Source organism: Polaribacter reichenbachii, from assembly GCF_001975665.1.
Taxonomy (GTDB): domain Bacteria; phylum Bacteroidota; class Bacteroidia; order Flavobacteriales; family Flavobacteriaceae; genus Polaribacter; species Polaribacter reichenbachii.
On sequence record NZ_CP019419.1, the window covers coordinates 1,220,316 to 1,232,910 of the forward strand.

At 26.4% G+C, this 12,595-nt stretch carries 13 protein-coding genes; 7 read left to right on the forward strand and 6 right to left on the reverse strand.

All coding sequences use genetic code 11. The features are described 5' to 3' along the window. The first annotated feature begins 10 nt into the window (after nt 1–10). The 3 genes from BW723_RS05025 (at nt 11) to BW723_RS05035 (ending at nt 2,555) form a co-directional block, all read left to right on the forward strand. The gene (locus BW723_RS05025; RefSeq protein ID WP_068361393.1) at nt 11–553 is read left to right on the forward strand and encodes a hypothetical protein; all 543 of its coding nucleotides are present in this window, start codon (nt 11–13) and stop codon (nt 551–553) included. Between the two features lie 162 nt (nt 554–715). Further along, the gene (locus BW723_RS05030; protein WP_068361391.1) at nt 716–1,639 is read left to right on the forward strand and encodes an SPFH domain-containing protein; all 924 of its coding nucleotides are present in this window, start codon (nt 716–718) and stop codon (nt 1,637–1,639) included. Nucleotides 1,640–1,733: 94 nt separating this feature from the next. Beyond that, complete coding sequence (locus tag BW723_RS05035) at nt 1,734–2,555, forward strand: LytTR family DNA-binding domain-containing protein (RefSeq protein ID WP_068361388.1); 822 nt, start codon at nt 1,734–1,736, stop codon at nt 2,553–2,555. Nucleotides 2,556–2,754: 199 nt separating this feature from the next. Here BW723_RS05035 and BW723_RS05040 read toward each other — a convergent pair whose 3' ends face one another. The 4 genes from BW723_RS05040 to rnr all read right to left on the reverse strand — a co-directional run bounded on the left by BW723_RS05040 (nt 2,755) and on the right by rnr (nt 6,344). After that, the gene (locus BW723_RS05040; RefSeq protein ID WP_068361385.1) at nt 2,755–2,949 is read right to left on the reverse strand and encodes a Sec-independent protein translocase subunit TatA/TatB; all 195 of its coding nucleotides are present in this window, start codon (nt 2,947–2,949) and stop codon (nt 2,755–2,757) included. A gap of 43 nt (nt 2,950–2,992) precedes the next feature. After that, nucleotides 2,993–3,682 (reverse strand): head GIN domain-containing protein, encoded by a 690-nt coding sequence (locus BW723_RS05045; protein ID WP_068361380.1) that lies wholly within the window; start codon nt 3,680–3,682, stop codon nt 2,993–2,995. Nucleotides 3,683–3,806: 124 nt separating this feature from the next. Next, nucleotides 3,807–4,130 (reverse strand): YbjQ family protein, encoded by a 324-nt coding sequence (locus tag BW723_RS05050; RefSeq protein ID WP_068361377.1) that lies wholly within the window; start codon nt 4,128–4,130, stop codon nt 3,807–3,809. A gap of 12 nt (nt 4,131–4,142) precedes the next feature. Next, nucleotides 4,143–6,344 carry a ribonuclease R gene (rnr, locus tag BW723_RS05055; RefSeq protein WP_068361374.1) on the reverse strand — a complete coding sequence of 734 codons (2,202 nt, stop codon included), beginning with the start codon at nt 6,342–6,344 and terminating at the stop codon, nt 4,143–4,145. 50 nt (nt 6,345–6,394) lie between these two features. Here rnr and BW723_RS05060 point away from each other — a divergent pair, with 50 nt between their 5' ends. The 4 genes from BW723_RS05060 (at nt 6,395) to BW723_RS05070 (ending at nt 9,144) form a co-directional block, all read left to right on the forward strand. Next, nucleotides 6,395–7,132 carry a diacylglycerol/lipid kinase family protein gene (locus BW723_RS05060; protein WP_068361371.1) on the forward strand — a complete coding sequence of 246 codons (738 nt, stop codon included), beginning with the start codon at nt 6,395–6,397 and terminating at the stop codon, nt 7,130–7,132. 229 nt (nt 7,133–7,361) lie between these two features. Beyond that, nucleotides 7,362–7,535 (forward strand): hypothetical protein, encoded by a 174-nt coding sequence (locus tag BW723_RS17830; RefSeq protein ID WP_169835732.1) that lies wholly within the window; start codon nt 7,362–7,364, stop codon nt 7,533–7,535. 607 nt (nt 7,536–8,142) lie between these two features. After that, the gene (rpiB, locus tag BW723_RS05065) at nt 8,143–8,571 is read left to right on the forward strand and encodes a ribose 5-phosphate isomerase B (protein ID WP_068361368.1); all 429 of its coding nucleotides are present in this window, start codon (nt 8,143–8,145) and stop codon (nt 8,569–8,571) included. Nucleotides 8,572–8,706: 135 nt separating this feature from the next. Beyond that, entirely contained in the window at nt 8,707–9,144 is a 438-nt protein-coding gene (locus tag BW723_RS05070) for a GNAT family N-acetyltransferase (protein WP_068361365.1), read from the forward strand. A gap of 5 nt (nt 9,145–9,149) precedes the next feature. Here BW723_RS05070 and BW723_RS05075 read toward each other — a convergent pair whose 3' ends face one another. Together BW723_RS05075 and BW723_RS05080 are read right to left on the reverse strand one after the other, a co-directional pair. Then, on the reverse strand, nt 9,150–11,639 hold the full coding sequence (locus tag BW723_RS05075; RefSeq protein ID WP_317197679.1) for a TonB-dependent receptor: 2,490 nt from the start codon (nt 11,637–11,639) through the stop codon (nt 9,150–9,152). A gap of 28 nt (nt 11,640–11,667) precedes the next feature. After that, nucleotides 11,668–12,582: a FecR family protein gene (locus BW723_RS05080; protein ID WP_068361363.1), complete on the reverse strand. Its 915-nt coding sequence runs from the start codon at nt 12,580–12,582 to the stop codon at nt 11,668–11,670. Nucleotides 12,583–12,595: the final 13 nt, after the last annotated feature.

Consider the following 12,595-nt stretch of genomic DNA (forward strand, 5'->3'; position numbering starts at 1 on the left):
AATCAATAAAATGAAAAAATATATCATTGTAATTTTTGTTTTTACAAGTCTAGCAAGTTATAGTCAGTATAATAATGGAATGAGAAATCAGCGTCAAAATCAGATGATGCAAACACCAGATAGAGCTGCAAAACCAGATTTTAAAATTGAAAGATATTTAGGAATTGTTGTTTATGATATAGAAAAAGCGGCTAAAAAATCTGGCGTAAAATTATCTTCAGATCAAGGTAAAAAGTTTTCAAGTATTTTAACAACTTACAATAAGGAAATAAAAGATATTAGAAGAATAAATAGTTTTACTTTAAAAAGCACCAAAGAAATGATTGATAATTATCAGAAAAAAGTAGCTAGTTCTGGTGATTTTTCTGGTCAAACAAAAGTTAGATTAGAAATGGCAAATAATTTAAAACCAATTTCTGATACTTTAAGAAAAGAAGATAGAGCATTAGATACAACTATGAAGACTCTTTTATCAGAAAAACAATATAAAAAATGGATTAAATACAATAAAAAAATCTACAAAGTATTTCCAAAAGAGAAACAAGAAAGATAATCTTTACAATAAAACCTACAAACCCTGAAATTAATTGTTTCAGGGTTTTTTATTGATAATCAATATAAACTGTAACAATTTCTAAGAATAACGTCTAATAGGTACTTAATGAAATCAGTATCTTTACATTAAATTGATTATTAACTCTTAAACTTTTTAACTATGATATCTATATATCCTTTAATAATTGTATTAATTGCAGTTATAATTTTCGCTTCAGTTTTTACAGTTAAACAACAAACAGCTGCTATAGTAGAACGATTTGGTAAATTTAATGCCATCAGACAATCTGGTCTTAGATTTAAAATTCCTGTTTTTGACAGAATTGCAGGTAGATTGAGTTTAAAAATTCAGCAATTAGATGTAATTATAGAAACTAAAACTTTAGATGATGTATTTGTAAAACTTAAAGTATCAGTGCAATATAAAGTTATTTATGATAAGGTTTACGATGCTTTTTATAAGTTAGATTATCCTCATGATCAAATAACTTCTTATGTGTTTGATGTAGTTAGAGCAGAAGTACCAAAAATGAAATTAGATGATGTTTTTGTTAAAAAAGATGATATTGCCATTGCAGTTAAATCAGAATTAAATGATGCAATGTCTGATTATGGTTTTGATATTATTAAAACATTAGTTACAGATATAGATCCTGATGCGCAAGTAAAAGAATCTATGAACAGAATTAATGCTTCTGAACGTGAAAAAATTGCTGCACAATTTGAAGGTGATGCACAACGTATTTTAATTGTAGAACGTGCAAAAGCTGAGGCAGAAAGTAAACGTTTACAAGGACAAGGTATTGCAGACCAAAGACGTGAAATTGCACGTGGTTTAGAAGAGTCTGTAGAAGTTTTAAATAAAGTTGGTATTAATAGCCAGGAAGCTTCTGCATTAATCGTTGTAACGCAACATTATGATACTTTACAATCTATTGGTCAAGAAACGAATAGTAATTTAATCTTATTACCAAACTCGCCACAAGCTGGTAGCCAAATGTTAAATGATATGGTTGCAAGTTTTACAGCCAGTAATCAAATAGGTGAAGCTATGAAAAATGCAAAACCTAAAAAGATTGATTAAAAAAGACTTTTAATCAAAACTAAAAAAGCGCAAAATGATTATTTTGCGCTTTTTTTTAACTTAGTTTATCCATTTTAATTAAAAATTTACATCTTTGATTAAACCAATTATAAAATTATTTAAAAGAAAGCTTAATCTAGAAGCCTATATTACTAACAAACTTGCATTAACTGCATTGCATGGGGCATTTGTTTTTATCTTTTTAAACTTATTTAAACCTTTTAATTTAGATGTTTTAAAAGAAACCTTATTTGGTTATAGTTTAGTAATGGGTTCTTTAACTTTTATAGTACCTTATTTACTTTTATTAATTTTAGATAAAACAAATTATAAAAAATTATCTGTAGCATCTTTTCTAATTGTACTCTTTTGTTTTCTATGGATTTACAGTTATATTTTGTGGTTTTTTAGTGGAGTTTATAAAGATGAATTTAATTTATTAAAGTTAAGTTTTGTATTATTTTATAAGTATTCCTCTAGTCTTGCACTTATTTCTATCTTATTTTTTGTTATTGTAAACGAAAAAGTAATTCGATTTAAAAGAAAGATACGTGTTTTTACTAAAAAAGAAAAAAGCATAATTATATATTCTGAGAACAATAAAGAAAATATAAGCATTGCAATAGCAGATTTAATTTACATAACAATTGCCGGTAATTATGCTAGCTTTTTTGTAAATACAAGTAAAGGAATAAAAGAAATTGTTTTGAGAAATACTTTATCTAAAATATTGAATCAAATACAAGGCTATCCATATATCTTTAAATGTCATAAATCTTTTATAGTTAATACCAAACATATTAAATCTATTTCTGGTAATGCAAAAGGTTATTTTTTAATTTCTGATAAAATAGATATTAAAATTCCTGTTTCTAGAAGTATTAAGAAAAAAGAAATCGAAAAATTTATACTTTAAAAGCTTCCCATTTATCCCAAAACCCCATTATACAACCCTTTTAGAGCTTTTTTAAAAATTAGGTAAATATTTTTTTTACATTTGAAGTATGTAAAAATAATGGTAAGCGTTGGGGGACATTTATCATTAAAAAAAGTAAAGCTCAATTTGAAATATCAAATTGAGCTTTTATAATTTTATAAAGTAATGGTTTTAAAAATTACTTTTTTTCTTCTAATTTTTCTTCTTTTTCTTCGTCTTTAGAAGCCTTTTTAAACTCCTTAATTCCGCCACCTAAACCTTTCATTAACTCAGGAATTTTTTTACCACCAAACAATAATAAAATTGCAATTGCAATAATAATCCAAGAACCACCACTTGGCATTCCTAATAAATATATATTTAAAGTATTCATTTTTTCTAATTTTTAATATAACAAAGATACAAAAAGGATTCTATTAATCTCTTTTTTGTATAATACCTCCTACTACTTTTTTATCTTTTAACACCTCAGGATTCCCTTTATAAAAGATTGAACCTCCAAAACTTACTTTTGCATTTAAAGTTTCGCCAGCTAAAATTTCTGCTTTTGCACCTGTACCCGCTTTTACAGTAGAGTTTGCAGTTGCTTTTAAGTCAAAACCATTGTAAATACCGTATAAATCTACATCTACAGTTTGGTTTTTAGTAGTACCTGTTAATTTAATAATTCCTCCAGAAGTAGTTTTAACTTCTAAATGCTTCACTTTAACTACCAAATTGATAAATGCTCTTTCTTGAGATTTAACTTCTAAATGATTTTGTGTAATTTGTTTACCTGTAATAGTTGCACCTTCATTAGCATCTATAGTATCTATATCTTTAGAATAGTATAATTTTACTAAAACCTCTCCATTTGCGGCATTATTTTCTGGTTTTAAAGAAAATGGTAAAGAAATTTTTAAAGTGTTATTAACGTTCTTTATTTTAACTTTTTCAGATTTTTGTCCTGTAATTTCTATTTTTGATTCTTTAGATTTTATCAACTCTAATTCGATACCATTATAAACTTTTAGTGTAGAAAAATCTCCTAAATTTTTACTTACGGTAGATTGTGCTACAAATGATAAATTCATCATTAAAACACATATAAATATTATTTTTTTCATTTTATTTAAGGTTTGATTATTACACTTAAATCAATAAGCATACCACTATAAAGACATTTTGTTTTATTTATTGTGGTAAAGATTAAAAATTAACACGACACTATAAATAATTCTTGTTAATTTTTTAAGCTACTTTAACTGCTGTGCCTGTTATAGATACTAATAAAGTTGATGAATTTGCAAGTGGTTCTACATCTAATTGAATACCTACAACTGCATTTGCACCTAATTTAGTAGCATTATCTTTTAAATTTTGAAATGCTTTTTCTTTTATAGACTCTAAGCCTAAAGTATATTTTTCATAATACTTAGACATGCTAAACATATCTTTAAAAGACATTCTTGTACCATTAGAAGTATAACTAGAATCGTAAGCAGTACCTGTTACAATACCTAAATAATCTACTATTTTAAAATTTTCTATGTTATTTGTTGTGGTTAAAATCATCGTGTCTATTTATTAATCCTCTATTAAATAAAAATCTAAATGTTTACGTTCTAAATCTGTGTTTTTTACTTTTACTTTTACATCATCACCTAATTGATATAAATGTTTTGTAGACTGACCCACAATTGCATATTGGTCTTCATCAAAAATATAATAATCGCTTTTTATATCTCTAATTCTAACCATACCTTCGCATTTGTTTTTGGTAATTTCTACGTAAATTCCCCATTCAGTAACACCTGTAATTACACCTTCAAAAACTTCTTCTTTATGATCTTGCATGTATTTAACTTGCATGTATTTTATAGAAGATCTTTCTGCTTTAGATGCTAATTCTTCTCTTTTAGAAGAATGTTTACATTTTTCTTCGTAAAGTTCTGCTTTTGGCGTGTTTCCACCATCTAAATAATGTTGTAGCAATCTATGTGTCATTACATCTGGATAACGTCTTATAGGCGATGTAAAATGGCTATAATAATCAAAAGCCAAACCATAATGTCCAATATTTTGAGTAGTATACACTGCTTTAGACATCGATCTAATGGCTAACGTTTCTATCATATTAGATTCAGCTTTACCTTGCACATCATTTAATAACTGATTTAAAGATTCTGAAGTAGATTCTTTTGTATCTGTATTAATTTTATAACCAAATTTGCTAATAATGTTTTGTAATGATGCTAATTTTTCTACATCTGGTTCATCATGAACTCTATAAACAAATGTTTTGTTGGTTGGCTTCCCTCCTTTTCCTTTACCAATAAATTCTGCTACTTTTCTATTGGCCAATAACATAAATTCTTCAATCAATTTATTAGCGTCTTTAGCTTCTTTAAAATAAACACCAACAGGATTTGCTTCTTCATCTAAATTGAACTTTACCTCTACCCTATCAAAAGAAATTGCACCTTGCTTCATTCTTCTTTTTCTAAGGATTTTAGCCAATTCATCTAATTTTAAAGTAGCTTCTACAATGGGTTCTTCAACTGTATATTCTTGTCCAGTTATTGAAACATTTGATGGAATAATATTATTTTTATTTTCGATAATTACTTGAGCTTCTTCGTAAGCAAAACGTTTATCAGAATAAGTTACAGTTCTACCAAACCATTCATTTTTAATTTGTGCTTTATCATCTAACTCAAAAACAGCAGAAAAGGTTAATTTTTCTTCATTAGGTCTTAAAGAACAAACGCCATTACTTAACATTTCTGGTAACATTGGCACTACTCTATCTACCAAATAAACAGATGTTGCTCTTTCATAAGCTTCATCATCTAAAATAGTTTTAGGTTGTAAATAATGCGAAACATCTGCAATATGGATTCCTATTTCGTAATTACCATTTTCTAGTTTTGTAAACGATAATGCATCATCAAAATCTTTTGCATCCTTAGGATCTATAGTAAACGTTAAATCGCCTCTCATATCTCTACGTTTAGCAATTTCTTCTTTAGTAATTTCTATAGGTAAATTTTGTGCTTCTTTTTCTACTTCTGGTTCAAACTCATAAGGTAGATCGTATTCTAATAAAATGGAATGCATTTCTGTATCATGATCTCCTGGTTTACCTAAAACTTTAGTGATTTTACCAAACGGATTTTTAGATTTTTCTGGCCAATCTAAAATGGTAGCTTGCACTTTATCTCCATGTTCTGCACCATTCATTTTATTTTCTGATATAAAAATATCAGCGTACATTTTATTACTGTCTGGTAGTACAAAACCAAAGTTTTTACTCTTTTGTAAAACACCTACAAATTCAGTTTTTGCACGTTCTAAAACTTCTACAACGTCTGCTTCTAGTTTGTTAGATCTTCGTTTTTTATACACATAAACTCTAACAATATCGCCATGTAAACCTTTACCTAAATTAACATTAGGTACAAAAATATCATCTTCATAATCATCAGAAATAAAATAACCATTTCCATTAGATGTAATATCTAAAGTACCTAAAGAATATTTGCGGTCTTCGTTAATTTGATATTTACCTCTATCTATTTCCTTAATTTTTTTGGTAGCTGTTAATTCTGCTAATTTTTTTAATATTTGGGTTTTTCCATCAGTATCAGAAATCCCTAATTTGCCAGCAATTTGTTTATAATTATAAAATTTTGTGCTGTCTTCGTTTAAAATTTTAAAAATATTTCTAGTTAAGTCTTTAATTACTTTTCCTTTTTTCTTAAATATTTTTTTCTTCTTTCTTGTCATTAATTCTTACTTCTTTATTATTTGATACTAAAATACAATTTTTACAACGAATGTTTATTAAAAAAGAGTTATCAATTGATTATTGTATTTTGGTAGTTTATTTAATTTTATTTATGTCTCATTTAGAGAACTTTAATGCTAAAAACTCTTGGTTTATAATTGCAAATCCTACTTCTGGAAATCGGAAATTTTCTAAACAATGGAAGGAAATTCAGCAATTATTAAAACTTAAGAATTTAGACTATTCTTTTGCTTTTACACAGTATTCTTTTGCTTTTACACAGTATTCTAAACACGAAATTGAATTGGTAGAGTCTGCAATTCTAAAAGGTTTTAGAAATATTATTTCGATTGGTGGAGATGGAACACTACATCATGTAGTTAACGGAATAATGATGCAAAGATATATAAAAACTTCGGATATAACTATTGCAGTTATTCCTCTTGGTACAGGTAACGATTGGATAAAGACTTATAATATTCCGAATTCTATTAAAAAATCAATAGAAATTATAGCATCTAAAAAAACTATTTTACAAGATATTGGTGTTTTAAAAACCGAAAATAAAACTACTTATTTTAATAATGTTGCTGGTTTGGGTTATGATGGATATATTGTAAATAAATTAGAATCACTCAAAAAATTTGGTGCTGTTTCTTATTTGTTAGCAGGTATTTACGGATTGTTATTTTATAAAAAATCAATATTTAAAATTGTTTTAAATGATAAAATAATAGAAACCAATTGTTTAATGGTAATATTTGGAATCTGTAAATTTTCTGGTTAAATAGTAGATCATAAAAAAATTGAAAACTATAAAACTAAAGAAATTAGAGTAGTTCCTTTAAACTCAAAACCTTTTATTCAAGCAGATGGAGAATTGATAGAAACAGGTAAAGTAGTTGTTAAAGTTGTTGAAAAAGCTATTTATTTTGTAATTTCTTAAATTTTTCTTAAAAAATTGTAACGTTTTCTTAAATACTACGTCTATATAATAACAAGACCAAAGTATTAGAATGAAAAATCTACGTAAAATAATCGCTTTATTCGCACTTATATTCCTTACCGGAATTTATATTAGCGTACAGATTATTAACGGTTCTTTACAAAAAGAAATGCCTCCTAAAGAAACTGTAGAAATTCAAAAAGACACACTTTACCTTTTAGAAGCAGAAAAGAAAGCAGTTTAAATTTTCTTCGAAAACCAATTTTATATTTTTAGTATTCTTTCTTTTTAAAAAATTACATTTTCAATTTTTTAAAAGTTTCAACAGTTATTAACATTCTATATTATAATTACTTTTCTTTTTAAAAATTTTAAAAAACAATGATGTTTATAGTAGTGTGTTAATAGCTACTATAAAATATTCTCTTTTTATTTTTTAGTTTGAGTTATTAAAAATCATTGACAACTTATAAGTAACTTAAAAGCTTAAAAATCAATTTAAATTTAGAGTTATTAACAATAGTTATAAACAGTAATTAACCTAAAATTCTTAATAGTTAACATTAAAATCTATGTAAACAAATTGTAAATTTTATGTTGATAAACTTTTATCAAAAACTTAAAATAAAATTTGCATATGTCAATGAACTCCTTGTATTGTAATAAAATCTAATAATACCAAATAAAGTTTCTTATTTTTAATCATAAGTTCTTAACATTTGCTTAAACCAGTTAAAAGCTTTAAAAATAAGTAGTTATTAAAAAATGATAATTTTTAAATGTTTATAACTGTTGATAACTGCTATTTTCTATATTTTTGCGCTGTACAATACTATTAAAATCAATAAATTATGACAATTGCCATTGGTAATGATCACGCAGGAACTGAATATAAGTTCGAAATTATAAAACATTTAGAAAAAAAAGGATATACTGTTCTAAATTTTGGTACAGATACTAACGATTCTATGGATTATCCTGATGCTATTCACCCAACTGCAGATTGTGTTGAGTCTGGAAAAGCTGAATTAGGTATTATTTTATGTGGTTCTGGTAATGGAGCACAAATGACAGCTAATAAACATCAAGGTATTAGAGCTGCTTTATGTTGGAATAATGAATTGGTTGCTTTAACAAGGCAACATAATAATGCAAATGTATTAACAATTCCTGCACGTTTTGTGTCTTTACAACAGGCTTTAGGTTTTGTAGATATTTTTTTAAATACTGAATTTGAAGGAGGTAGACACGCAAATAGAGTTGGTAAAATTTCTTGTTAATTACCTTAAACTTCTAAATAAGAAATTTCACTCGAACTGACATTATGTTTATAAATACAAATAAATGAGCTGTCAGTTCGAGTGATTTCGTTTTTTTAACAAAATTGTATCGAGAACTTTTTAAAATTTAAAATAATGATTTTCCATACTAAAACCTTTTCAGAATTAACCACTACAGAATTGTATTCTATTTTACAATTACGATCAGAAGTTTTTGTGGTAGAACAAGATTGTGTGTACCAAGATGTAGATTTTAAAGATCAAAAAGCATTACATATTTTCGGTTTTAAAGAAGATAAAATTGTGGCTTATACTCGTATTTTTAAACCTGGTGATTATTTTGATAATGCTAGTATTGGTAGAGTAGTAGTAGCTAAAAATGAACGTAAATTTGGTTATGGACATCAAATTATGAAAGCATCTATTTTAGCCATTAAAGAGCATTTTAATGAAGATTTAATTACAATTTCTTCTCAAAAATATTTAAAGAAATTTTACGAATCGCATCAATTTAAACAAATAGGAGAGGAGTATTTAGAAGATGGTATTCCACATATTAGAATGGATAAATAATTTTCTTAAAATTGTATTCTAAAACTTAAATTTGGTGTAAAAGGCAATGAATAATTATTGATTCTTTTTACATTGTTTTCACTAGTTTCATCAACAATAAAATAAGAATCAATTATATTTTTACGATCGGTAATATTTGTAATTCCTAAACGAATTGTAGATTTAATGTCTTTTGTAAAATCAAAATTATAACTTCCAGAAAAATCCAATCTAAAAAAACTATCTAATCTTTCTTGGTTTGGATTGTTGTAATTTACAATAGTTCTGTTGCCATCTTGTATGGTTTCATTACCATCAATTGGTTTTGTAAATGGTTTTCCAGAACGTAAAACACTACCAAAAGAGAGTTTAAATTTTTTGGTAAAATCGTAATTAAAGGCAGCACTTACAGAGTGTCTAATATCTAAACTATTAGGAAAACTTTCTGGATTAAAAATATCGAAAGAATAATTATTTACGGCATAAGTATAACTTAACCAAGTACTTATATTTTTAGTTTGTTTATTTACTAAAAATTCTATGCCTTTAATATTATAATTACCTATAGAATTTAAAGTTTGTGTATTATTATAAAAACCCTGATTATCTGCAGTAATTCCATCAATTTTTTTATAAAAAGCAGTTACATCAACATACAATTTATTTAAGGTATATTCTACTCCAAAAGATGCTTGTTTACTTTTTACAATAGGTGTATTTATATTATCAGAAAGAATCCATCTTCGTTTTTCTATTCCTAAAAAATTTTCTTCAAAATCTATTTTCTGAGCAGTGGTTTGGTTTTTAAATTCACCCTCAAGTTTTAGAGAAAATTCGTTATTTATTTTCTGTCGGATGTTAATTCTAGGTTCAATTACAAATTTTTGAAATTCATAAAAATAGTTAGCTCTTAACCCAAAACGTGCATAAGTGTTGTTTTTCTGATATTCTAATTCTGAATAAAATGCACTTTTTAACAATACATTTTTTACTGTTGTAGAAAAAGTGGGTGCGTTTACTGTAGTTGTATTTCTGATGCCAATTTCGTTAAAAACTAGCCCATTTTTAAAATGAAAAATATCAGAAAATTCATATTTAGAATCTAGTTTTATTTCGGTTTCTAAAACGTTATTAAACTGTGTTTGTAATTGATCTGAATCTTTATTATAGTCTGATGAATTTATTTTATAATCAGAAAAAAATGCAGAAAAAGTGGTTGAAAATTTAGTGTTCCAATCTGCATTCCAATGAATATTTGCCCCTAAATTTTCTTGTTTTAAAGTGCTATTTTCTTCAATGGTAATGTTGTTAGTTGTATACTTTTCTAAATATTCTAAATTGTTTTTTATGTGTATAAAATTTGCTCTAATAGAATGATTATAATCAATATCATATAAAAATTTAAGAGAATAATCGTAAAAATAAAATTTTGATTCTGAATTATTTACAGTACTAGAAGCCACAGAATTATCTTGAAAACTTCTCGAAAAATAGTTGTTATAAGTGGGTGTATTTATTAAATCTGTAAAAGATCTTCTACCAGAAATATGCAGTTCCATATTTTCTTTAAGTGGCACTTGTACAAAAGCATCTGCACTTAATAAATTAAAACCTGCACCACCAGAAAACTCATTGGTAATTCTGTTAGCAGTTTCCATATTTATGGTTGATGAAACTCCGTCTGAAAAAGCAGTACTTGTTCCGTTTTTTGTAACAGCAACTTTTTTAGTTAAATACGGATTATAAGCAGAAATTAGGCCAAAAAAATGACCAGAATGATACATTTTTATCCCATCCCAAAGCATTAAATTTTGATCGTTTGTACCCCCTCTAACATTAATATTAGAAACACTTTCGTTTACACTTTCTACACCAGGTAAAATTTTAATGGTTTTTAAAATATCTGGTTCTATTAAGCCAGGTAATATTCCGAACTTTTCTGTGTTTAAAACTGTGCTACCATCTGCACTTTTTTGTAAACCAGATGTTAAAAACTTTGGCATTGTAATTTCTGACAATTGCTCTGTTTCTTCTTCTAAGAATATTTGTTTGCAATGGGTAGAAAACAATTCTTTTGCAGCAATTGTTTTTGTTTTAAAACTAATATATGAAAAACTTAAAGTTGCATTTACTGGTACATTTTGTAAATAAAATTCTCCTTTTTGGTTGGTGGTTGTACCTAATTTATAGCCATTTACTTTTACAGTTGCTAATAATAAAGGTTTTAAAAAGTTAGCGTCAATAATGGTTCCGCAAATAGAAATAGATTTGTTTAAAAAAGAAACAGTTACATATCTATTGTCTAAAGTTTTAAACTGTAAAAAGGTTTTTTTGTTTAAATAGGATAAGAGTTCATCAATAGAAATTCCTTTTTTTGGCGAATTTATAAAGACGTCTTTTACATCATTATCAGAATAAGAAAACTTAATTTCATAGGTTTTTTCGAGCTCAATTAATAGTGCTGAAAGTGCTACTTTATCAGAAGAATTCTGCGCAAAAGCAATACTTGTTATCAATAAAAAATTGATAAAAAAAAACTGAAATTTACTCACCATAATTGAATATAGTAATTGTTTTACCTTCAATTTTATAAGACAATTGCAGTGGAATTGTAACAGATTGTAAAGCCAAATTAACATCTGTGTGTGTAAAACCACCAGAATATAAAATATCTAAATTTACATCTTTGGTTTCTATTTTATAACCAAATTGATTTTCTAATTCTTCTAAGACAATTTGTAAAGGTGTGCTTTTAAAATTAGACTCTTTTTGTAGCCAAGATTTTTCCTCAATATCAAACGTAGTTTTTGTGTCAATTACACCGTTAACTACTTTAAAAATAGTTCCTTTTGGTAGTTTTACAAGTGTGTCTTTATAAGCTACACTTACTAAACCTTCGTAAGTTTTTACTTCAAAATAATGGGTTCTTTCTTTTACATTAAATTGTGTACCAAGCACAGTCACATCACCAATTTCTGTGTTTACCGTAAACTTTTTTCCTTTGTTTACTTTAAAAAATGCTTCGCCATCTAAAGCTAAATTTCTGTTTTCGTCCCAATTTTTTTTACCATAAGAAATCTCAGAATTTGAATTTAAAATTACTTCAGAATTATCTGGTAATTGAAATGTTTTTGTTTGTGCAAATTCGGTTTTAATATTGGCTTTTTTATTAAAAAATATAAAATAAGAAGTTGTTAATAATACAACAACAGCGGCTGCATATTTGTACAAATGTTTAAAGTTAAAGGTAACAACTTTCCCTTTTTTAGTTTTTGTTTGAGTTCTTAGTTTTAAGTCTGCTAAAGCTTTATTTACATCAACTTTTGGAGGTTCTATTTGTGAAGAATAATGGGCAATTTTTTCTAAAGTTTTAAAATCTTCAGTTTCTTGTAAGCGCAGCAATTCTTCTTCAGAAGATTCTCTGTTAAGCCATTTTAAGATGTCGTTTTTATTTTCCATTATTGTACTTCTA

What these genes read in the sequence shown, in the direction of transcription:
- BW723_RS05025 (WP_068361393.1), top strand. Translation starts at nt 11, where the DNA reads ATGAAAAAATATATCATTGTAATTTTTGTTTTTACAAGTCTAGCAAGT.
- BW723_RS05030 (WP_068361391.1), top strand. Translation starts at nt 716, where the DNA reads ATGATATCTATATATCCTTTAATAATTGTATTAATTGCAGTTATAATT.
- BW723_RS05040 (WP_068361385.1), bottom strand. Translation starts at nt 2,949, where the DNA reads ATGAATACTTTAAATATATATTTATTAGGAATGCCAAGTGGTGGTTCT.
- BW723_RS05045 (WP_068361380.1), bottom strand. Translation starts at nt 3,682, where the DNA reads ATGAAAAAAATAATATTTATATGTGTTTTAATGATGAATTTATCATTT.
- BW723_RS05050 (WP_068361377.1), bottom strand. Translation starts at nt 4,130, where the DNA reads ATGATTTTAACCACAACAAATAACATAGAAAATTTTAAAATAGTAGAT.
- rnr (WP_068361374.1), bottom strand. Translation starts at nt 6,344, where the DNA reads ATGACAAGAAAGAAGAAAAAAATATTTAAGAAAAAAGGAAAAGTAATT.
- BW723_RS05060 (WP_068361371.1), top strand. Translation starts at nt 6,395, where the DNA reads ATGTTTATTAAAAAAGAGTTATCAATTGATTATTGTATTTTGGTAGTT.
- BW723_RS17830 (WP_169835732.1), top strand. Translation starts at nt 7,362, where the DNA reads ATGAAAAATCTACGTAAAATAATCGCTTTATTCGCACTTATATTCCTT.
- rpiB (WP_068361368.1), top strand. Translation starts at nt 8,143, where the DNA reads ATGACAATTGCCATTGGTAATGATCACGCAGGAACTGAATATAAGTTC.
- BW723_RS05070 (WP_068361365.1), top strand. Translation starts at nt 8,707, where the DNA reads ATGATTTTCCATACTAAAACCTTTTCAGAATTAACCACTACAGAATTG.
- BW723_RS05080 (WP_068361363.1), bottom strand. Translation starts at nt 12,582, where the DNA reads ATGGAAAATAAAAACGACATCTTAAAATGGCTTAACAGAGAATCTTCT.